At 61.8% G+C, this 22,573-nt stretch carries 14 protein-coding genes; 6 read left to right on the plus strand and 8 right to left on the minus strand.

Translation table 11 applies throughout. From position 1 onward, the window contains the following. Nucleotides 1-70: 70 nt before the first annotated feature. Both ACMQ11_RS00885 and ACMQ11_RS00890 read left to right on the plus strand, forming a co-directional pair. Nucleotides 71-193: a hypothetical protein gene (locus ACMQ11_RS00885; protein ID WP_418990772.1), complete on the plus strand. Its 123-nt coding sequence runs from the start codon at nucleotides 71-73 to the stop codon at nucleotides 191-193. Continuing rightward, a complete protein-coding gene (locus ACMQ11_RS00890) occupies nucleotides 186-2,306 on the plus strand; it encodes a fimbrillin family protein (protein ID WP_418990773.1) in 2,121 nt (706 codons plus the stop codon). Before ACMQ11_RS00885 ends, ACMQ11_RS00890 begins: the two co-directional genes overlap by 8 nt. A gap of 38 nt (nucleotides 2,307-2,344) precedes the next feature. Here the strand turns inward: ACMQ11_RS00890 and queG are convergent, their stop codons facing one another. Further along, on the minus strand, nucleotides 2,345-3,253 hold the full coding sequence (gene queG, locus ACMQ11_RS00895; protein ID WP_418990856.1) for a tRNA epoxyqueuosine(34) reductase QueG: 909 nt from the start codon (nucleotides 3,251-3,253) through the stop codon (nucleotides 2,345-2,347). A 98-nt stretch (nucleotides 3,254-3,351) separates the two neighbouring features. Between queG and ACMQ11_RS00900 the strand changes: the two genes are divergently transcribed. After that, complete coding sequence (locus ACMQ11_RS00900) at nucleotides 3,352-5,022, plus strand: AMP-binding protein (RefSeq protein ID WP_418990774.1); 1,671 nt, start codon at nucleotides 3,352-3,354, stop codon at nucleotides 5,020-5,022. Between the two features lie 94 nt (nucleotides 5,023-5,116). Here the strand turns inward: ACMQ11_RS00900 and ACMQ11_RS00905 are convergent, their stop codons facing one another. The 7 genes from ACMQ11_RS00905 to ACMQ11_RS00935 all read right to left on the minus strand — a co-directional run bounded on the left by ACMQ11_RS00905 (nucleotide 5,117) and on the right by ACMQ11_RS00935 (nucleotide 18,805). Beyond that, nucleotides 5,117-6,961, minus strand: a complete 1,845-nt coding sequence (locus ACMQ11_RS00905) for a hypothetical protein (RefSeq protein ID WP_418990775.1) — start codon at nucleotides 6,959-6,961, stop codon at nucleotides 5,117-5,119. A 403-nt stretch (nucleotides 6,962-7,364) separates the two neighbouring features. Then, nucleotides 7,365-7,745, minus strand: a complete 381-nt coding sequence (locus ACMQ11_RS00910; RefSeq protein WP_418990776.1) for a TraR/DksA family transcriptional regulator — start codon at nucleotides 7,743-7,745, stop codon at nucleotides 7,365-7,367. Nucleotides 7,746-7,830: 85 nt separating this feature from the next. Then, entirely contained in the window at nucleotides 7,831-11,229 is a 3,399-nt protein-coding gene (ileS, locus tag ACMQ11_RS00915) for an isoleucine--tRNA ligase (protein ID WP_418990777.1), read from the minus strand. 83 nt (nucleotides 11,230-11,312) lie between these two features. After that, nucleotides 11,313-13,586 carry an ATP-binding protein gene (locus ACMQ11_RS00920; protein WP_418990778.1) on the minus strand — a complete coding sequence of 758 codons (2,274 nt, stop codon included), beginning with the start codon at nucleotides 13,584-13,586 and terminating at the stop codon, nucleotides 11,313-11,315. Between the two features lie 15 nt (nucleotides 13,587-13,601). Then, nucleotides 13,602-15,431, minus strand: coding sequence for an ABC transporter ATP-binding protein (locus tag ACMQ11_RS00925; protein WP_418990779.1), 1,830 nt, complete (start codon nucleotides 15,429-15,431; stop codon nucleotides 13,602-13,604). Between the two features lie 206 nt (nucleotides 15,432-15,637). Continuing rightward, nucleotides 15,638-16,096, minus strand: a complete 459-nt coding sequence (gene rnhA / locus ACMQ11_RS00930; protein WP_418990780.1) for a ribonuclease HI — start codon at nucleotides 16,094-16,096, stop codon at nucleotides 15,638-15,640. Nucleotides 16,097-16,177: 81 nt separating this feature from the next. Continuing rightward, nucleotides 16,178-18,805 carry a valine--tRNA ligase gene (locus ACMQ11_RS00935; protein ID WP_418990781.1) on the minus strand — a complete coding sequence of 876 codons (2,628 nt, stop codon included), beginning with the start codon at nucleotides 18,803-18,805 and terminating at the stop codon, nucleotides 16,178-16,180. A 115-nt stretch (nucleotides 18,806-18,920) separates the two neighbouring features. On the opposite strand from ACMQ11_RS00935, the gene lon reads away from it, so the two are divergent. The 3 genes from lon to kdsB are packed head-to-tail and all read left to right on the plus strand — an operon-like array spanning nucleotide 18,921 to nucleotide 22,551. Further along, nucleotides 18,921-21,353, plus strand: coding sequence for an endopeptidase La (gene lon, locus ACMQ11_RS00940; protein WP_418990782.1), 2,433 nt, complete (start codon nucleotides 18,921-18,923; stop codon nucleotides 21,351-21,353). Between the two features lie 46 nt (nucleotides 21,354-21,399). Then, on the plus strand, nucleotides 21,400-21,786 hold the full coding sequence (locus ACMQ11_RS00945) for an MmcQ/YjbR family DNA-binding protein (protein WP_418990857.1): 387 nt from the start codon (nucleotides 21,400-21,402) through the stop codon (nucleotides 21,784-21,786). Nucleotides 21,787-21,789: 3 nt separating this feature from the next. Continuing rightward, nucleotides 21,790-22,551, plus strand: coding sequence for a 3-deoxy-manno-octulosonate cytidylyltransferase (gene kdsB, locus ACMQ11_RS00950; RefSeq protein WP_418990783.1), 762 nt, complete (start codon nucleotides 21,790-21,792; stop codon nucleotides 22,549-22,551). Nucleotides 22,552-22,573: the final 22 nt, after the last annotated feature.

The following is a 22,573-nucleotide window of genomic DNA, read 5'->3' on the forward strand; positions in this document are numbered from 1 at the left end:
CTGCGACGAAAAGTCGCAGGCCTTTTGCGTGGTACGGTTTGTGCTCCGGGCCGGCGGTTAAATGCTTGTTATGGAACAGGAAACGTATGTGCGGCCGACGGTGGAGGTGTTCGACGTGGAGGTCGAACGCGGATTCGCCGGGTCGGTAACCGCTGAGGCCGAGGGATTCGACCGGGAGGATTGGAATGAATAGGCTTTTTCTGGCAGTGTTGTGCGGCGGGATGCTGTGCGCCTGCACCGAGGACGAAACCGGGCGGGACGACGCGCTGCGGACCGTCGTGCGCACCCTGCGCATCGAAGCCGCAGCCCCTGCGTCGCGGACCCAGTTGGCCCCGAACGGCTACGACGTGCTCTGGTCGCCGGGCGACCGCATCGGCGTCTATGTCAAGAGCGGCGACACGTTCACTACGGTCAATGCGCCGCTGGTGTTCGAGGGGGATCAGGCTGCCGCAGCGGGTGTTTTCAAAGGCGACATCACGCTCGCCGAGGGTGCTGCCGACTATACGCTCTACGCCTATTACCCCTGGTCGGAGCAGACCTCGGCCGATGCCACGGGGATCGTCTTCTCCCTTGCGCCTCGGCAGACACAGGCCGCCGCGGGCGATTCGTCCCACCTGGGCGACTCCGATTTTCTGGTTGCGCAGGCGGTACAAAGTACCACGGGCGATTTTGCATCGCTCCTTTTCCGCCACGCCTTTGCGGTGGTCGAGGTCGACCTGACCGGCTCGGGCGCGATGGCCGGCAAGGAGGTCGCTTCCGTGCTGCTTTTCGGTACCGATGCCGCCACGGTCGTGCCGGGTGCCGGGACGGCCACGCTCACGGGCATGGCCAACATGGCCGGTACCTTTTCGTTCGATTTGACGGCGGGGAGCGCCAACAACACCGCCGCTTACACCGACGGATCGGCCCAGATCAACTACTGCGGCGTGGATTTCACGACCCCGCCCGTGCTGGAGACGGCACCGCTGAAAGCCTACGTGACGATCAACCCCGCCGACTACTCTACGGGCGGCGGCCGGGTCTGGGTCGTGGTCCGTACCACGGACGGCTATACGGCCACCTACACCCGACCCGGGTTGACGATCTCCCCGGCCCAGATGAAAGTCATCCGGCAGGAGGTCGCCTCCGCGACGGCACCCGGGCCTGTTGTGGACCTCTCGGCCGATGGGCGGACGGCCAACTGCTATGTGGTCAGCGAGCCTTGTCGGGAGTATGCGTTCGACGCCACGGTGGCCGGCAACGGGGTCATCACGGCCGATTTGCAGGCAGCAATCCAACGCTACGAGGGGCGCACGCTCTCGGCCGCGCTCACGGGCGGCAACGCCCGCCTGTTGTGGCAGAGCAACCCCTACCTGATCGACCCCGCAAGCGTTGCGTATGAGGGCGGCAGCATCCGCTTCGCACTCACCGAGCGGCCCACCTCGCTGGGCGGCAATGCCGTGATCGGGCTCTATGCCGATCCGTCGTCCGACGAGGCGCTCTGGAGCTGGCATATCTGGATTACGGACCGGAACCCCGCGCAGTTGGAGGCCCTGGCCGAGACCTATGTAATGTACGCCACCTATGAGCAGGCGTACGGTCCTGGGGCGGCCGTGATGATGGACCGCAACCTGGGAGCGATCTACAAGGAGGACGGACCCTATGCCCGTTCGTTCCGCGCGCCGCTCTTCCAGTGGGGCCGCAAGGACCCGTTCCCGTGGGGCCCGGTGGTCTTCGACGCCCGAAACCGGCCCTCGAATTTCATCTCCGCTTTCACCCCCGTGCAGACCACCCCGAGCGTCGGGACGACGCAGTACGCCACGGCGCATCCTGTCACTTTCATCGCCAGCACCGACAACAGCTCCTACGACTGGTATTGGGGTGCAGGCAAGGGTACGACCTCCGCCGAGCGCAACAACTCCCTGTGGGGCAATCCAGCCGGGTACGAGGTGGGCCGTACCGCGACCAAGACGCTCTTCGACCCCTGCCCCGCGGGATGGAAGATGCCCCAGGCGTATGTCTTTACGGGATTCACCCGAACGGGGGACTATGCCACCCGAAACGAGATGAATGTTTCTGGAGAGTTCTCGCAGGGGTGGAATGTGCTATACGACGGGGTGAATTCGACCTATTATCCCGGTGTGGGATACCGTTACGATGAAGCCGGGGTCTTTTTCTTCACCACGGCCGGTTACTACTGGACGAGTTCGCCCGGCAGTGCATCGGCTTTCGGGGCCCGGGCGCTGATCCTCTCGGCGACGCAGATCGATCCGCAGTTCATCAATCCACGCGGTTCGGGCTTTCCGGTGCGGTGCCAGAAAGAGTAGCCGCTCCGGGACGCCCGAAAACGGGACGTGCGGCGTCGCTATTCGTCGGCGATATTGCTTTGAATGCGCTTCAGACCGCTGCGCGTGAGGGGTGTTGCGCCGCACAGGATCCGGAACCCCTCTTCGTCCAGCGCCTGCCACGCCGCCGGGTCCATTGCGAGCGGATCGAAGAGTGGGGCGAACGCCTCGTTGCGATGTATCGGGGCTTTCTGGTTGTGGGGGCAGCAGCTCTGGCAGCGGTCGCAGCCGAATATCCAGCCGTCGAGATCGATCCCGGCAGCCGGTTTTTTTTCGATGGTGTGGCAGGCGATGCAGCGCCCTGTGTCGACCACGTGCGGGGAGACGATGGCGCCCGTGGGGCAGCTCTCGATGCAGTTGCGGCAGCGGCCGCAGCGCGACCCGGAGAACGGGGTGTCGTAGGCGTCCGCCTCGTCGCACAACAGCAGCTCGCCCAGCAGCACGTAGCTTCCCAGCTGCGGGGTGACGAGCAGCGACTGCCGCCCGATCCACCCCAGCCCCGCCTCGACGGCCAGCTGCTTCTCGCCGAGCGGCGCCGTGTCGACGAATGCTCGCCCTGCAAGCCCGGGGTGCAGGACCCGGAGCCGTTCGAGCATCTCGCCCAGCATCTGTTTGATCGTCGTGTGGTAGTCCGCTGCACAGGCATACGACGCCACCTTGGTGCGGTGCCCGGCGGGGTAGCCCTCGCCCGCGCGGTTCTTGTAGCCCACAGCGCAGACCACCGCCGTGCGGGCATTCTCCACGAGCCGCGCCGGGTCGAAACGCTTGTCCGCATTGCGCTCCATGTAGTCCAGCGACGAGTGGTAACCTTTGGCGAGCCAGTCGCGCAGCCACTGTTCGTTCTCCGCCAGCGGACGACACGGCGCCACGCCGCACAGATCGAACCCGGCATCGGCGGCAAGTTTTTTGATGGTCTGCTGGTTGAGCATGGCGATATTTTGCACCAAAAATAGTGATTTTTAACCGGAAATTAGTAATTTCGCCCCAAACTTTGCGTTAGTAGATCGCATTAAAATACGATTTCAGAATGACTGTAAACACGCTTTACGAGTTGGTCCGCGACAGTGTCGGGAAATTCGCCTCCAAGGTGGCGTTCTCGATGTTCGAGGGCGAAGAGGTGACCTACGCCGAGGCGGGGAGACGCATCGCCCGGGTGCAGGAGATCCTCACCGGAGCGGGCCTGCGGGCCGGGGACAAGGTCGCACTGCTCAGCAGCAACATGCCCAACTGGGGCGTCTCGTATTTCGCCGTCACCGCGGCCGGCATGGTCGCCGTCCCCATCCTGCCGGACTTTTCGGGCGAGGAGCTCGACATGATTATCGAACACTCCGAGGCCAAGGCGCTGCTCGTTTCCGACAAACTTTTCACCAAACTATCGCGCAAGACCATCGAACGGCTCAACGTAGTGGTCCGCACCAAGAACCTGGGCGTCATTTCGCAGCGCATCCACGGCGAAGGCGCCGTGGGAGTTCCGCAGCCGGACGATCTGGCCGTCATCATCTACACCTCGGGGACGACCTCCAAGCCCAAGGGCGTCATGCTCACCCACGCGGCCCTTACGTCGCAGGTTGCGATCTCCTCGTCGATCTTCCCCGTCCTTCCGGATGACGTCTTCCTCTCGGTGCTGCCGCTGTCGCACACCTATGAATGCTCGATCGGACTGATCTACCCTTTCTCGATGGGGGCCCGCGTGGTCTACCTCGATCGTCCGCCCACGGCCTCGGCCCTCATGCCGGCCCTCAGGGCCGTGCGTCCTACGGTGATGCTCATCGTGCCGCTCATCATCGAGAAGATCTATCGCCACCAGGTGATGGCCAAATTCAACTCCACAACGTTCTGGCGCACGCTCTACCGCATCGGCTTCGCGCGCCGCTACCTCCACCGCGTGGCGGGCAAGAAGCTGATGAAGCTCTTCGGCCGCCGCCTGCGCTTTTTGGGCATCGGCGGCTCGAAACTCGACGGCGGGGCCGAGAAGTTCCTGCTCGAAGCCAAGGTCCCCTACGCCATCGGCTACGGCCTTACGGAGACCGCGCCGCTCTTGGCCGGCGCCGCGCCCTCGCAGGTGCGGCTGGGCTCCACGGGGCCGCAGGCTCCGGGCGTCGAGCTGCGGCTGGAGAATGTCAACCCCGAGACGCGGCAGGGCGAGATCGTGGCCCGTACGCCGAGCGTCATGCTGGGCTACTACAAGAATCCCGAAGCCACGCACGAGGTCTTTACCTCCGACGGCTGGTTCCGCACGGGCGACCTGGGCGAATTCGACAAGGACGGGTGGCTCTATATCAAGGGACGCCTGAAGAACATGATTGTGGGTCCGGGCGGCGAGAACATCTACCCCGAGGACATCGAGAGCGTGCTCAACTCGCACGTCTGCATCGCCGATTCGATCGTCACCGAGCAGGAGGGGCGTCTGGTGGCCCTCGTGCATTTCAACCGCGACGAGATCGAGTCGATGATCGACGACTGGCGCGAAGAGTGGGAAACGCAGAAAGAGGCCTGGGAGGCCAAGACCGAGCAGTTGAAAAAGGAGATCATGGATTTCGTCAACGCCAAGGTCAGCCGTTTCTCGCGCATTTCGGAGGTGGTCGAGGAGAAAGAGGATTTCGTCAAGACCCCGACCCAGAAGATCCGCCGTTTCCTTTACAATCGCAAGAAAAACGATCCGGCGGGCAACCCCGAACGATCGCCCGAGACCGAATAGTCGACAGAACGGAAATAGTGTAAGCATGTCACTCCGAACCGCTGGTGAGGGGTGACATTTTTTTGATCCTTTTTTGTGCGCAGCCGGCGTAAGGTCATTTGAACCCGACGATCTCGGGCCGGGTCGGGCGGTAGCGGTACTGTTCGAGGCGGTTGGAGTTCGATATGCGGAAATATTCGGTATCGACCAGTCCGCGTTTGCCGAACGCCAGACCGAGGCGTATCTGGATGGTGTTGAAGACCAGCCGCTCGTTGCGGATGCGGACGCCCAGACCGAACGAGGTGAAAAAGTCGTTCTTGAAGATGTTGGGCGAGTAGCCGATCAGTCCGAAATCGGCGAACCCGAAAAAGGCGATGCGGAAGCCCAGCGGCTGGTAGGGCGAGAAAACTACCGTCTCGGTGTTCAACACCATGCGGTTGGTGCCCGTGACGTACTCCTTGAGCGCTTGCAGGCCGTTGTCGCGCGTGAAGCGGATGCTCTCGTCGCTGCCGCGGTCGCGGTTCCACCCCTGCGTGTAGTTGAGCGACAGAAACTGGCGGATACGGCTTCGGCGCAGCAGAAAGAGGTTGGAAAACCAGCGGAAATTGACATCCACGGCGCTGTGGCTCCACGTGCCCGAGACCAGATCGATGTAGCTTCCGAGCGTCAAGCCGCCCATGATGTAGCCCACCGAGCGGAATCCGCCGGTGGAGTAGCTCGCACCCAGGTACATTTCGTCGCTGAACTCGCCCCACGAATAGCCGCCCTCGATCTCGGCCTTGTACCCGGTGGCCAGGTACTCCTTGGTGCCGAACCCGTAGATCATGTTGGCCGTATAGAACTTTTCGCGGTAGAGACCCAGCCCCATCAGCAGCACGTCGTGGTCGTGGAGCGCCGGGTGGTCGTAGGGACCGACCGTCGCGGGGCGCAGGCTGACGCGGCGGTAGTTGTAGCGCCCCGTGAGGTAGATGCTCGAGCGGATCGAGGGCAGGAAACGCGAGTAGCCGCCCCAGGCGTCGAGGTTGCGCTCCTTGACCAGCTCGGAGGTGTCCTGCTCGATCAGGTAGCGCCTGGCCTTGTCATCGCTGTAGGTCAGGCCGATCTCGTAGTCGGTCGGGAGGATGAACTCTTTGCGCAGCCCCATTTCGAGCGTCGAGTTGTAGAAATCGCGTCCGGCGGCGAACTCGGCCGTGTAGAACGATCCCAGCACGTTGGGAATCTCGTATTCGACCATGTTGCCGCCGTAGGAGAAATCCTTGCGGCTGAAATTGGTCTTGAACCGCAGCAGGTTGCCCGTGCCGAAGATGTTGGCGTCGTAGAGGGCGAACATGGTGCGGCCCCCGGAGTGGAGGCCCGCGTCGATGCCGATCGACCAGCTGTCGAGCGTGCGGACGACAAGATCGACGCGCGACGAGTCGAGCGGATCGGGCAGGACCGTCACGTCCACGTCGGAGATGTAGGAGCGCGAGCGCAGGAGCTGCTTGTTGCGCACGATCAACTGGGGATCGAGTTTTTCGCCCGTCTTGAAGAGCAGGTCGCGCCGCACGACCCGCTCGCGGGTGAGCATGTGGGTCTTGTTGCCGGCACGCTCGAACCAGTTGCCGTGGGTGTCGAACGGCAGACGCCGCTCGATGAGTATCTCGCCGATGGTCTTTCCGGCGTAGGGCTCCATCCGCCGGCTTTCGTCGGTGACCTGCCCGCTGCGGGTGGTGTCGAGGACGGGTTTGACGAAGAGCATCTTGTAGATCATGCGCGGCACGGCGCGGCGGTTGGTCTTTTCGCGGATGCTGTCGTAGAGGCGGTCGTTGCGCTCGGAGGTCCGTGTTTCGAGCGAATCGAGCGAATCGGTCGTGGGGGTGAAGAGGTCCGGAGTACGTCTGTCCGGTCCGACCACCCGCCCAAGCGAAGCGGAGGTGACGGACAGCAGGGTCAGAACGAATATGAAAATCCGGGGAAACATGGTGTCAAAGATAACGGATTTTCGCCGGAAATCGTATAAAAATGCGTGTCAATGCCTTTGCGGACGGGATTTTCAAAGAAAAAAGACACCCTTGGGGCGTCTTTTCGGTTTGAACGGAATCGGGCGTCATCTCCTTGCGGGGGCAGTTGTGCTGCCGGATGTTTTCGGCGACCAACCATCAGCGACTTTTCTGCGGCGTCCCTCCATCTGCGGGTCCGTGCTATCGGGTTCCCGACGTCAGTGGTCTCCATCGGCCGAGACCGCCCTATCGCGGCCCTCCATCAGCGGCCCTCCATCGAAAACCCACTGTTCGCGGCTCTCCAGCGGCGCTTTTCCATCGGTGTCTTCCAGCAACATCCTCTATCAGCAGCCCTGCGTCGTGGGCCCTCCAGCGCCCCGGCCGCTACCGCCGGCCCTCCTTGGCCTCGATGCACTCGGTGGCGTGGGGAACCCGCATCAGCCGCTCCTTGGGAATGAGCTTGCCGGTGGTCTTGCAGATGCCGTAGGTTTTATTTTCGATGCGCACGAGGGCCATTTCGAGGTTGCGGATGAATTTCATCTGGTGGGCGGCCAGGCGTCCGCTCTCCTCCTTGGAAAGCGTGGCGGCGCCCTCTTCGAGCACCTTGAACGTAGGGGAGGTGTCCTCCGTGTCATTGTCCGCCGTGTGGGTGATGGTGGCGCGCAGCAGTTCGTAGTCCGCGCGCGCATTCTCCAGTTTTTTCAGGATAAGCTGCTTGAACTCTTCGAGTTCGGCATCGCTGTATCTGGTTTTTTCGTCTGCCATGGTCGTCTGCTCCTTTTTGTTTTCATGTAAAATTAAGTAATATTTCCGAAAATACCAAATTTTACAACATATTACCGAATTTATCCTATACCCGGGTTACGGCGATGCGGATCGGGGTTTCGTCCAGCTCCGATTCCACGACGACAGCACCCTGGGGCTCGGCGGCGGTCGTGACCTCAACCGCAAGGGTCTGGGCGGCGATGTAATCGGCATGGCGCTCCACGGATGCGTCGACCTCGGGACGGCTTTCGATCTGGACGCGGATCTTGTCCGTGACCTCGAATCCCGACTCCTTGCGGATATTCTGGATGCGGTTTATCAACTCGCGTGCCACGCCTTCGAGCCGCAGTTCTTCGGTCAGGGTGATGTCGAGGGCAACGGTCAGTTTGCCCTCGGAGGCCACCAGCCAGCCCGGCATGTCCTCGGAGGTGATCTCGAAATCGGCCGCCGTGACGGTGATCCGCTCCCCATCGAGATCGAGCACCGTTTCGGCGGCGGTCTCGATCCGGGCGATGCGCTCCTGCGAGAAGGCGGCGGTCAGGGCCGCGATCTGCTTCATGTATTTGCCGTAGCGCGGTCCCAGGGTCTTGAAATTGGGCTTGATGCGTTTGGTAATCAGGCCGGTGGTGTTTTCGATCAATTCGATCTCCTTGACGTTGACCTCCGAGAGGATGAGGTTCCTTACGGCGGCGATATGCGCGGCCATCGCGGGGTCGAGCACCGGAATAAGTATCTTCTGAAGCGGTTGGCGCACCTTGATCGAGACCTTGCGTCTGAGGGCCAGCACCATCGACGAGACTTTCTGCGCCAGGGCCATCATCTGCTCGAGGTCGGCGTCGATGAGCCGTTCGTCGGCCTTGGGGAACGTCGAGAGGTGTACCGACTCCTCCGTGTGACGGCCGCTCACGGCGTTCAGATCGCGGAAAATGCGGTCGGAGATGAACGGCGCGAATGGTGCGGCGAGCATCGAGACGGTCTCCAGGCAGGTATAGAGCGTCTGGTAGGCGGCCAGTTTGTCCTCGGACATGCCGCCGCCCCAGAAGCGCTTGCGGTTGAGGCGCACGTACCAGTTCGAGAGGTTCTCGCCCACGAACTCCTGGATGGCGCGGGCCGCGGGGGTGGGATCGTACTCTTCGAGCGAGCGCGTCACGTCCTGAACGAGCGTGTTCAGCAGCGAGACGATCCAGCGGTCGATCTCCGGACGCCGCTCGACCGGCACCTCCGCTTCGCGGCCCGTGAAGCCGTCGACGTTGGCGTAAAGGGCGAAGAACGAGTAGGTATTGTAGAGCGTGCCGAAGAACTTGCGCCGCACCTCGTCCACGCCGTCGCGGTCGAACTTGAGGTTGTCCCACGGCTGCGAGTTGGAGATCATGTACCAGCGGGTGGCGTCGGGGCCGTAGGTGTCGAGCACCTCGAACGGATCGACGGCATTGCCCAGGCGTTTGGACATCTTGTTGCCGTTCTTGTCGAGCACCAGCCCGTTCGAAATGATGTTTTTGAAAGCCACCGAGTCGAAGAGCATCGAGGCGATGGCGTGCAGCGTGAAGAACCAGCCGCGCGTCTGGTCGACGCCCTCGGCGATGAAATCGGCCGGGAAGACCTTTCGAAAGTAGTCGCCCCCGTGTTCGAACGGGTAGTGCTGCTGGGCGTAGGGCATGGCGCCCGAGTCGAACCACACGTCGATCAAATCCGCTTCGCGGCGCATCGGCTCGCCTTTCGACGAGACCAGCACGATCCGGTCCACAAAGGGGCGGTGCAGGTCGATGTTCGCCGTCGAGTAGTTCGCTTTCGACATGTCGCCGACCTTGAATTTCTGGTAGGGGTTTTCCTGCATCACCCCTGCGGCCACCGATTTCTCGATCTCGGCGATCAGCTCCTCGATCGAACCGATGCACTTGACCTCGGAGTAGTCCTCCGTGGCCCATACGGGCAGCGGGGTGCCCCAGAAGCGCGAGCGCGAGAGGTTCCAGTCCACCAGCCCCTCGAGCCACTTGCCGAAGCGGCCCGTACCGGTCGATTCGGGTTTCCAGCGGATCGTCCGGTTCAGCTCGATCATCCGCTCCTTGAGGGCCGTGGTGCGGATGAACCACGAGTCGAGCGGGTAGTAAAGTACGGGTTTGTCCGTCCGCCAGCAGTGAGGATAGGAGTGGGTATGCTTCTCGATCTTGAAAACCTTGTTTTCGGCTTTCAGCATCACAGCGAGGTCCACGTCGAGCGTCGAGTCGGCTTCGGTGAGGCGCTCATCGTAGGCGTTCTTGACGAAGCGACCGGCGTATTCGCGGTATTTTTCGGTGTCGACGCTGCGTCCGACGAACCCGGGGTCGAGGTCCTCCAGCAAGAAGAATTTGCCCGTGCGGTCGACCATCGGCTGGTTCTTGCCCGCGCGGTCCACCATGAACAGCGGCGCGATGCCGGCGGCGCGTGCCACGCGGTCGTCGTCGGTGCCGAACGTCGGGGCGATGTGCACGATGCCCGTACCGTCGGAGGTCGTCACGTAGTCGCCCACGATCACCCGGAACGCATCGCCGTCAGGCTGCACCCACGGAATGAGCTGCTCGTAGCGGATGCCCTCCAACTCGGGCCCTTTCCACGCGCCCTCCAATAGTTCGTAGGTGCCCTCCATCTTCTTCGTGAAATAGGCCGGGACCAGATCGCGGGCGAGGATGACCGTTTGCGGCTTGTCGGTATAGGGGTTGCGGCACTTGATGCGCACATATTCGATCTGGGGACCGACGGCCAGCGCCGTGTTCGAGGGCAGGGTCCAGGGGGTCGTGGTCCAGGCCAGGAAATAGAGGCCGCCCTCGGCGCCGTCGAACAGCTGCTCGCTGCGCGCGTCGCGCACGACGCGGAACTGCGCGGTGCAGGTGGTGTCTTTCACGTCGCGGTAGCAGCCCGGCTGGTTCAGCTCGTGGGTCGAGAGCCCCGTGCCGGCGGCCGGGGAGTAGGGCTGGATGGTGTAGCCCTTGTAGAGGAGCCCCTTGTCGAAAAGCTGTTTCAAGAGCCACCACAGCGTTTCGATGTATTTGTTGTCGTAGGTAATGTAGGGATCGTCCATGTTGACCCAATAGCCCATCTTGCGGGTGAGGTTCTCCCAGACGCCCGTATATTCCATCACCGCCTCGCGGCAGGTGCGGTTGTACTCTTCGATGGAGATCGTCCGCCCGATGTCCTCCTTGGTAATCCCGAGCTTTTTCTCGACCCCCAGTTCGACCGGCAGGCCGTGGGTGTCCCACCCCGCCTTGCGGTGGACGCGGAAACCCTGCTGGGTCTTGTAGCGGCAGAAGATGTCCTTGATGGTGCGGGCCATGACGTGGTGGATGCCCGGCATGCCGTTGGCCGAGGGGGGACCCTCGTAGAAGACGAACGTGGGGTTGCCCTCGCGGGTGGAGATGCTTTTGTGGAACGTGTCCTGCTCATCCCATTCGCCGAGCACGTCGGCGGCCAGCGCGGCCAGATCGAGACCTTTATACTCCTTGAATTTCATAGGTATATGCGGTTTTGATCGCAGATTTTTTCTGCGAGCAAGCAAAGATAGGAAAAAAGTTTGAAAAATATGCAAATCCGGCGCTATTCCACCGTGGGGACGTCGATCCAGAAAGTCGAACCGGTGCCGACCAAGGACTCCGCACCGACCTTTCCGCCGATCTGCTCGGCGATCGATTGGCAGATCGGCAGCCCCAGCCCGGTGCCCTGGGTGAACGTGTCCACCTTGTAGAAGCGTTCGAACAGATGGGGCAGTTTGTCTGCGTCCACTCCTATGCCCGTGTCGCGGACGTAAAAGCGGATAGACCTCGGACGCTGCGCGGCAAATCCGACGGTAACCGTTCCATGAAGCGTGAATTTGAGCGCATTGCGGACATAATTGGAGAGAACGCGGGCCACTCCCTGCCGGTATTGCCGCATGCGGCATGCGGGCAGCGGCTCCTCGCAGCGCAATGCAACGCCTGCGGGCGCCAGCTGCCGCAGCGACGCCACCGTCTCGCGGCAGAGTTCGCGTGCGTCGAACTCCGTGCGTACGTCGTCGAGTCCGCCCGATTCGAAGCGTGCCAGGTCGAGCACGTCGGAGACGATCTGAAGCAGCAGGGAGTTGTTCAAAGCGATGGTGTCGATGTACTCCTGCCGGGCTGCGGCGTCCGTCTCCGAGGCCAGCAGCTGCGAGAACCCCACGATGGCGTTCAGAGGCGTGCGTATCTCGTGACTCATGCTGGCCAGAAAGGCCGATTTGAGCTTGTTGGCCTCTTCGGCGCGCTCCTTGGCGTCGATCAGCTCGCGTTCGGTGTGCTTGAGCGCCGTGATGTCGTAGTTGATTCCCAGCATCTCGACGACCCTCTCTTCAGGGCGGTAGTCGCGGCAGATGAGGTGATTCTTGATCCAGGTCGTGCGGCCGTCCTCGTGCAGGATGCGGCAGACGATCGTTCGGGACTGGATCGCACCCGTCCGGAACCGCTCCAGCGCTTCGAGCAGCTCGGGCCGGTCGTCGGGATGGAGGTGGGTGTAGCGGCCGACGATGTCGCCGACGGAGTCTGTTTCCGCATGGCCGTAGTTGCGCAGCCAGACGCTCTGGGCAAATCCCTCGCGCGTGCAGAGGTTGTAGTGCGCGTAGCCCACCTGCGCGTATTCGGAGACGGTTCGGAAGAGCGTTTCGAACTCCGCGATGCGGTCCTGCGAACGGCGCAGCTCCGTATTGTCGATGTTAATCAACAGGTAGTGCGAAATTCCCCCCCCCTGCGTGTTGTAGAGACAGCGCACGCGCGCTGTCCATTCGAAAGTTCCGCTGCGCGAACTTCGGAAATAGCCGTTCAGTTTCGAAAAATCGTAGCGGGCCGTGAAATCGGTACCTTCGCCCCTGCGGATGCGGGCTTTGATCTCGGCCGGGAAATTGGGGTTGTCGAAGATGCTCAGCCCGAGGATGTGCTCGGGCTCTTCGACGCCGAACAGCGCGATGTTGCAGGCGTTGATGTCTATCAGACGCCCCTCGCGGTCGAAGATTTCGATGCCCACGGGTGCGTTCTGAACGATGTTGCGCAACAGTTTCTCCTGTTCGTCGAGCGCCCGGTGGGCCGCGACCGATTCGGTGATGTCGAGGTTCAGAATCACGATTTCGGTAGGATCGTTGGGCGTGTTGTAGAGGAAGCTGCGGCAATGGCGCTGCGTGCGGGGGCTGCACCACTCGCTGGCCTGGTAGTCGCCCGGCCGGATCGATGCGAGACGGGCGACGTGCTGCGCGACCGGAATACCGATTTCGCTTGCGATCCGGTGGCGATACGCATCGGCCCGGATGCCCAGAATCTGCTCGGCCGTGCGGTTGACCGAGAGAATCATGTAGTCGCGGGCCGTGCCGGTGTCGTCGTAGAGCAGGCGGATGCGGAGATAACCGATGGGCAGGTGGTCGAGCAGTTCGTCCATGTGTTTGTTCTCGCGCAGCAGGGCCCGGTAGTTGCTTTCGAGCGTGAGAACCTCGGCTTCGCGCCGGTCGCCGACCGATACTTGCTGCGCATAGCCGAAGAGTTTGAGCGTCTTTTCGGGTGTGGCCAGTTTCCTGACGAGCTGTGCGTGCAGCCAGATTGCGCCGCCGGGGGCGACGACCGGGAATGTCTCGTCGAAACGGTTTTCGATCTTCAGCGCCAGAAACTGGTCGGAGATGCGGTCGCGGTAATCCTCGCGTGTGAGCTGGAGCAGCTCGCGGATGGAGATGCGGTTGGAGGCGATTCCGAGCAGTTCGGTCAGAAACTCCGACAGGATCATCTCCCGGGTCTCGAAATCGGCTTTCCACCACCCCAGCCGGGCGGTGTGCATCAGTTCGCCGAGGGATTGCAGGTCGGGATCGTCGGTGGTGAACACGGGAGGCCGGGTTTATCAGTCGAACGACTGCATTTCGATCAGTTTGGAGTAGATGCCCCCGCGGGCCATCAGCTCGGCGTGGGTGCCCTGCTCGGCGATCCGGCCGTGGTCGACGACCACGATCAGGTCGGCGTTGTGGATGGTCGAGAGGCGATGGGCGATGACCACCGAGGTGCGGCCCCGAAGCAGCTTGTTCAGCGCGTCCTGCACCAGTTTCTCGCTCTCGGTGTCGAGCGCCGAGGTGGCTTCGTCGAGGATCAGTATTTCGGGGTTTTTCAGCACCGCGCGTGCGATCGAGAGCCGCTGGCGCTGGCCGCCCGAGAGCTTCACGCCGCGGTCGCCGATGTTCGTCAGGTAGCCCTCGGGGGCTTCCCGGATGAACTCGTCGGCGTTGGCGATGCGGGCCGCATCGACGATCTCCTCGTGCGAGGCCGTGGGTTTGCCCATCGAAATGTTGCCCTCGATGGTGTCGTTGAAGAGCACCGTGTCCTGGGCCACGACGCTCATGTGGGCCCGCAGACTCTCCTGCGAATACTCCCTCAGCGAAATACCGTCGATCAGGATGTCCCCCGCCGTGGGGTCGTAGAAGCGGGGAATCAGCTCGCTCAGGGTCGATTTGCCGCCGCCCGAGGGACCGACGAGCGCCACGGTCTGCCCGCGGCGGATTTCGAACGAGATGCCGTCGATCACCTCGCGCGAGCCGTCGTAGGAGAAATGCACGTCGCGGAATTCGATCTTTTCACGCAGCCCCCCGAATGTCAGTGCGTCGGGCTTGTCCTGGATTTCGGGCTGGGTGTCGATGACCGAGAAGATGCGCTCTCCGGCGGCGATCCCCTGATTGATGTTGGCGAACTGGTCGACGAAAGCGCGCACGGGGCGCGTGATCTGCGAGAAGATGGCCACGAAAGCGATGAAACTGCCCGGGTCGAGGGTCTCGCGGGCGACCAGCGCTCCGCCGAATACGAGGATCACGCCCACGGCCGTGATGCCGAGGAATTCGCTCATCGGCGAAGCCAGTTGTTGACGGCGCGCCATCGAGAGGGTCAGCCGGGCCAGGTCGGCGCTGAGGGCGTAGAATTTCTGCTTCACGTAGTCGGTAGCGTTGTAACTCTTGATGACCTTGATGCCCGAGAGCGATTCGTCGAGCGTCGAGACCATCTCGCCCATGCGCTGCTGGTTGGTGCGGGCCGGGTGGCGCAGCCGCTTGACGATGCTGCCGATAATGAGCGCCACCAGCGGCAGGAACAGCACCGAGAAGACCGAAAGCTCCCACGAGAGGGCCACCATCATGACGATGTAGCCGATGATCAGAAACGGCTCGCGGAACGAGACCTGGAGGGTGTTGGTGATGCAGAACTGCACTACGCCCACGTCGGAGGTGATTTTGGAGATGATGTCGCCCTTGCGCTGGTCCGAAAAATAGCCCACGTTCATGTCCATCACGCGGGCGAACATTTCGTTGCGCATCTTTTGCAGCGTGCGGGCCCGCATGTTTTCGATGGTCCAGGCGCCCAGATAGCGGAAGAGGTTGCTCATCAGGCTGATAAGTACGGCTACCAAAGCCAGCATCAGCAGCACGTTCTGGCGGTCGTACTCCTCGAAAACCCGTGAATAGAGGAAATTGAACAGCGTGGTCACGTACTCCTTGTTCAGCTCCAGGGGCGGCAGTTTTTCGACATAGATGAACTTGAAATTCGCATCGAACATGGTGTTCATGATGGGAATTATCAACATGAAAGTCAGCGAGTTGAACAGCGCGTAGAGCAGGGAGTAGAAAAAGTAGGGAACCGCGTATTTCTCAATGGGCCGGGCAAAGCCCAACAGCCTCATGTATGTCTTGAACATTCCGGACGGGTGTTTGTAGGTGACCGATTTGCGGACAAAGATAGGAATATAATTCGAAAGTTCCCAATTTGCACGTTTTCGGGTGCTTTTTCGGCTACTTTCCGGACAGCTTGTCCGACTTTCCGCTCTGCAAGCAAGGGTGTTCGAGGCCGTTTCCAGACATTTTTTCGGACGCTCTTCCGCCATCCGAAACGGGCCGCCGAATGCTATTCGGGCCGGTAGCCGCTGTCTTCTCCCAGGCGGGCGCGGTCGTTGGCGGCCGCCACGGCCAGCTGGTCGCAGCGATTGTTCTCGACCGTGTCGGCGTGGCCCTTGACCCAAACGAAGCGGACGCGGTGGCGGCGGTAAATTCTCAGAAACCGCATCCACAGGTCGGGGTTTTTCTTGCCGGCGAACCCCTTTTTCTCCCAGCCGAAGACCCAGCCTTTCACCACGGCATCGACGACGTATTTCGAGTCGGAGAAGATGGTGACCTCCGAACCCTCGAAGCGGAGCGCTTCGAGCGCCGCGCAGACGGCCATGAGCTCCATGCGGTTGTTGGTCGTCAGGCGGAATCCGGCAGAGAGCTCCTTGCGGTGGCTCCCCGACAGCAGCACGACGCCATAGCCGCCCGGACCGGGGTTGCCCAGGGCCGAGCCGTCGGTGTAGATCGTAATCGTCGGCACGATTCGATCAATTAAGAATTAAAAATGAAAAATTAATGAACATTCTGTCTGAATTTTTAATTCTTAATTCTTCATTTTTAATTATTTCAGCGTTGCGAGCTGTGCTCGAATCGCTGAAATCTTCGCTTCGGCGTCCGAGAGTTTGGCCCGCTCGTTGGCGACCACCTTTTCGGGGGCGGACTGCACGAAGCGCTCGTTCGAGAGTTTCTTCATCACCGAAGCCCGGAACCCCTCGTAATAGGTCAGGTCCTCGGCCAGTTTGCGGCGCTCGGCCTCGGCGTCGATCTTGCCGGCCATCGGCACGAAATACTGCGTGGTTTTGACCAGGAACGCCGTGGCTGCGGGGTCTTTCTCCTCCGTCGGTTCGATGGCGGAGAGGTTGGCCATCTTCCGGATCAGGGGCGCGAACTCGGAGGGGTAGTTGGCGTCGGCGACTACCCTGAGCGTCAGCGGCTCTTTCTGCGGGAGGTTCTTCCGGTTGCGGATGTTGCGCACGGCTGAGACGACCTCCGCGGCCAGCGCGAAGCGGGCCAGCAGCGCGGGTTCTTCCTCCGCGGGCTCGGGCAGCGGAGCCACGCAGATCGACTCGCCCGCAGCGCGGGGCGCCAAATCCTGCCAGATCTCCTCCGTCACGAACGGCATGAACGGATGCAGCAGGCGCATGAGGGCGTCGAAGAATCCGCGCGTGGCCGCAAAAGTCACGGCGTCGATCGGCTCTCCGTAGGCGGGCTTCACCATTTCGAGGTATTGGCTGCTGAAATCGTCCCAGAAGAGTTTGTAGGCCGTCATGCACGCTTCCGAAATGCGGTACGAGCGGAAATCCTCGTCGATCTGGCGCAGCGCGCGGCCGAGCGCCTGCTCGAACCACTCAACGGCCAAACGGTTGGTTTCGCTTTGCGTAAGCGTGTCGTCGACTCTCCAGCCGTTCACGAGCCGGTAGGCGTTCCAGATCTTGTTGCCGAAATTGCGGCCCTGCTCGCAGAGCGCTTCGTCGAACATGACGTCGTTGCCGGCCGACGAGGACATGAGCATGGCCATGCGCACGCCGTCGGCGCCGTACTTGTCGATCAGGTCCAGCGGGTCGGGCGAGTTGCCCAGCTGCTTGGACATTTTGCGGCCGATCTTGTCGCGCACGATGCCCGTGAAATAGACGTTCGAGAAGGGTTTCTGCCCCCGGTATTCGTATCCGGTCATGATCATGCGGGCCACCCAGAAGAAGATGATGTCGGGGGCCGTTACCAGATCGTCGGTGGGGTAGTAGTACGCGATTTCCGGATTGTCGGGGCGGCGGATGCCGTCGAAAACCGAGATGGGCCAGAGCCACGACGAGAACCACGTGTCCAGCACGTCCTCGTCCTGCCGCAGGTCGGTCGCCTGCAGCGAGGGGTTGCCCGTTTTGAGGCGCGCCTTTTCGAGCGCCTCCTCCGCTGTCAGCGCCACGACGAACCCGCCTTTGGGCAGGTACCAGGCCGGGATGCGCTGCCCCCACCACAACTGGCGCGAGATGCACCAGTCCTTGATGTTCTCCATCCAGTGGCGGTAGGTGTTCCTGTATTTCTCGGGCACGAAGCGGATTTCGTCCTCCATCACGGCCCGCAAGGCGGGCGTAGCCAGCTCCTCCATCGAGAGGAACCACTGCATCGAGAGCTTGGGCTCGATAGCCGCGCCCGTGCGCTCGGAGTAGCCGACGTTGTTGGTGTACTCTTCGGTCTTCTCCAGCAGACCCGCTTCGGCGAGGTCCTTTTCGATCTGCTTGCGCACGTCGAAACGGTCCTGTCCCGCGTAGAGGCCCACCTTGTCGTTCACCGTACCGTCGTCGTTGAAGATGTCGATGGTTTCGAGCCCGTATTTCTCGCCCAGCATGTAGTCGTTCACGTCGTGGGCCGGGGTGACTTTCAGCGCGCCCGTGCCGAACTGGATGTCCACATAGGTGTCGCGGATCACCGGAATCGAACGGCCTACCAGCGGCACGACGACCCGCGCGTCGGCCGGAAGCCAGGCGTAGCGCGGGTCCTCCGGGTTGACGCACAGCGCCGTATCGCCGAGTATGGTCTCGGGGCGCGTCGTAGCGACGATGACGGCCTTGTCCGTCCCCTCGACCGCATAGCGCAGGTAGTAGAGCTTGCCGTGCGACTCCTTGAAGACCACCTCCTCGTCCGACAGGGCGGTCTGCGCCGCTGGGTCCCAGTTGACCATCCTGACGCCGCGGTAGATCTTGCCCTTTTCGTAGAGGTCGCAGAAGACGCGCAGCACGCTCTCGGTGCGGGCTTCGTCCATCGTGAAAGCCGTGCGCTCCCAGTCGCACGAGGCGCCTAACTTGCGCAACTGACGGAGGATCACCCCGCCGTATTTCTCTTTCCACTCCCAGGCGTAACGCAGGAACTCTTCGCGCGTGAGCTGCGATTTTTCGATACCCCGCTCGCGGAGCATGGCCACCACCTTGGCCTCGGTGGCGATCGAGGCGTGGTCCATGCCCGGCACCCAGCAGGCGTTGCGCCCCGACATGCGGGCGCGGCGCACCAGCACGTCCTGCAACGTGTTGTTGAGCATGTGCCCCATGTGGAGCATGCCCGTGACGTTGGGGGGCGGGATGACGACCGTGTAGGGGCGGCGTGCATCCGGTTCGGAGTGGAAGAGGCCGTTTTCGATCCAGTAATCGTACCATTTGGCCTCGATCTGCTGCGGAAGGTATTTGTCTGCTATTTGCATTGCGCGTGGAATTTTGCTTTGTCGTTTGGGGATGCAAAGTTATTAACATTCTGTCAAAGATGAAATAAAATATGTGAAAAATCGTTACCTTTGCAAATTATATAGTACAAAAAGTATGAGCAAAAAAGATAAAACAGAATTTTTCGAAATCGACGAACTGAACCTCTCGCCCGAACTGCTCGACGGCAAACACCGCGTCATTCCCATCGTCACGGGGGGAGACGAGTTGGTCGAGGAGATCGAGGTCCCCGAGATCATCCCCATCCTCACGCTCCGCTCGTCGGTGCTCTTTCCGGGTGCCATCACCCCCATCACGGTGGGGCGCGACAAGAGCATCTCGCTCGTCAGGGCCGTCAATGCCGAGGGCGGCATTCTGGGCGCCGTGCTGCAACGCGAAAGCGATGTCGAAGACCCCGCGCCGGACGACATGTACAAGGTCGGAACGGCCGCCCGCATCATCAAGATACTCGAAATGCCCAACGGCAACCTCACGGTGATTCTCAACGGGCTGGAGAAGATCGAAATCAACGAATACGTCACCACCGAGCCCTATTTCAAGGCCCGCGTGACAGCCCTGCGCGACACGACGCCCGACATGTCCAGCATCGAGTTCGAGGCGCTCGTCGACTCGATCCGCGACGTGGCGCTGGGGATCATCAACATCTCGCCCTCCATGCCCAAGGAGGCGGCGTTCGCCATCAAGAACATCGACTCGAAGCGCGGGATCATCAACTTCATCTGCTCGAACCTCGAACTCTCGGACGAGGACCGGCAGGCGCTGCTCGAAGCGCCCGGCCTCTTGGCCCGTGCCCGCAAGCTGCTCGAGATACTGATCCGCGAGCAGCAGCTGGCCGAGCTGAAGAACCAGATTCAGGAGCGCGTCAAGCAGGAGATCGACAAGCAGCAGCGCGACTACTACCTCCAGCAGCAGATGCGCACCATCCAGGACGAACTGGGCGACGGCGCCGACGCCGAGATCGAAAAACTGCGCGAGGAGGCCAAGAAGAAGAACTGGCCCGAGGAGGTAGCCGCGACGTTCGAGAAAGAGTTGCAGAAAGTCGAGCGGCTCAATCCCGCCGTGGCCGAATACTCGGTGCAGATGACCTACCTCAACCTGCTGCTCGAACTGCCGTGGAACGACATGACCAAGGACAACCTCAATCTGAAATGCGCCCGCGAGCAGCTCGACCGCGACCATTTCGGACTGGAGGAGGTCAAGGACCGCATTCTGGAGCACCTGGCCGTCATCAAGCTCAAGGGCGACCTCAAATCGCCCATCCTCTGCCTCTACGGCCCTCCGGGCGTGGGCAAGACCTCGCTCGGCAAGTCGGTGGCCGCAGCGTTGGGCCGCAAGTTCGGCCGCATTTCGCTCGGCGGTCTGCACGACGAGTCGGAGATCCGCGGACACCGCCGCACCTACATCGGCGCCATGCCGGGCCGGATCATCCAGACCATCAAGCGGTGCGGCTCGTCCAACCCGGTCATCATCCTCGACGAGGTGGACAAGGTGACCGTCTCGAACCACGGCGACCCGTCGAGCGCCCTCTTGGAGGTGCTCGATCCGGAACAGAATACCACGTTCCACGACAACTACATCGACATGGAATACGACCTGTCGAAAGTGCTGTTCATCGCCACGGCCAACAACATCCAGAACATCGCCCCGGCGCTGCGGGACCGCATGGAGATGATAAACATTCCCGGCTACCTGTTGGAAGAGAAAGTGCGCATCGCCCTGGACCACCTCGTACCCAAGCAGCGCGAGGCGCACGGCATCAAGGACGGGGAGTTGATCCTCACCCCCGAGGTCGTGGAGTGCATCGTCGCGGGTTACACGCGCGAGTCGGGCGTGCGCTCGCTGGACAAGAACCTGGCGAAGATCGCCCGCGCACGGGCCAAGCAGATCGCTTTCGACGAGGCGTTCGCACCCGAACTGACCGCGAAAGAGGTGGAGAAGATTCTCGGCATGCCCAAGTTCCTCAAAGAGGAGTACGAGGTGGGCGGCATGACCGGCGTGGTGACGGGTCTTGCGTGGACCGAGGTGGGAGGCGACATCCTCTACATCGAGTCGGTGCTCACGCCCGGCAAGGGCAAGATCAGCCTGACCGGAAATCTGGGCGACGTGATGAAGGAGTCGGCCACCATCGCCCACGAGTGGGTCATGGCCCACAGCAAGGAGCTGGGCATCGACCCCGCGCTGTTCGAGAGGAACGACATCAACATCCACGTGCCCGAGGGGGCGATCCCCAAGGACGGACCCTCGGCCGGCATCACAATGGTCACCTCGATCGTCTCGACCTACACGGGCCGCAAGGTCCGCGAACGGATCGCCATGACGGGCGAAACGACACTCCGCGGCCGCGTCATGCCCGTGGGCGGCATCAAGGAGAAGATTCTGGCCGCCAAACGGGCCGGGATCGACACGCTGATCCTCTCGGAGGAGAACCGCAAGGACATCGCCGAGATCAAACCCGAATACATCGCCGGGCTGACGTTCCACTACGTCCGTACCAACGAAGAGGTGCTCCGGCTGGCGCTCGAAGCGTAGTCGGGAGGCGCCTAAGACGGAACGTCCGAAAACGCAGTTGGAAAAGATGAATATCGAGGAGTTCAGGGAGTATTGCCTTTCGTTCGCGGGGACGCACGACGACTTTCCGTTCCGGAAAGCGTCGTCCGCCTCCGATCGGGACATCCTCGTTTTCTATGTCGCGGACAAGTGGTTCGCGTTCGTGAATGCCGTGGCATTCGATTTCTGCAACCTCAAATTGCGACCCGAGCGTATCTGCGAGCTGCGCGAACGCTATGCGGACATCGGCCCGGGGTGGCACATGAACAAGAGATACTGGGTCAGCGTCCGCTTCGACGGCGACGTGCCCGATGCGGTGATCCGCTCCCTGGTGCGCGAGTCGTATGAGCTGGTCGCGGCCTCGCTTCCACGCGCAAAGCGGGAGGCGTCGTCCGAACCTAATTGCAAACTGTGAATTATGAAATTCATTGCCATCATCCCCGCGCGTTACGCCTCGACGCGCTTTCCCGGAAAACCCCTGGCCCTTTTGGGCGGCAAACCGGTCATCCGGCGCGTCTACGAGCAAGTTGCAGACGTACTGGACGACGTGGTGGTCGCCACCGACGACCGGCGAATCTATGACGCTGTAAAAGCTTTCGGCGGAAAGGTGGAGATGACCTCGCCGAACCACAAGAGCGGCACCGACCGGTGCTGGGAGGCTTACTGCAAGCAGGGTGCTGCCGCCTACGACGTGGTGGTCAACGTGCAGGGCGACGAGCCCTTTATCCAGCCGTCGCAGCTCCAGACTCTCAAGCGCTGCTTCGACGATCCGTCGACCGACATCGCCACGCTCGTGAAGCCCTTTGCCCCGGCCGACGGCCTGGCGGCTTTGGAAAACCCCAACTCCCCGAAAGTGCTCCTCGACACGCAGTCCCGGGCCCTTTGCTTCTCGCGCTCGGTGATTCCCTACTTGCGGGGCGTGCCGCGCGAGGAGTGGCTTTCAGCGCATACGTTCTACAAGCACATCGGCCTGTACGCTTTCCGCACGGAGGTGCTGCGGGCTGTGACGGCGCTGCCGCACGGGGTGCTCGAAAAGGCCGAGTCGCTCGAACAGCTGCGCTGGCTGGAGAACGGCTGCCGCATCGCGGTGGGCATTACCGACGCCGAGACCATCGGCATCGACACGCCGGAAGACCTCGAAAGGGCGGAGGCTTTTCTGAAAGTGAAAGGTGAAAGGTGAAAAGCTCAAGGTTTTGAAAGGC

It is taken from the genome of Alistipes sp., assembly GCF_048465575.1.
Lineage (GTDB): Bacteria > Bacteroidota > Bacteroidia > Bacteroidales > Rikenellaceae > Alistipes.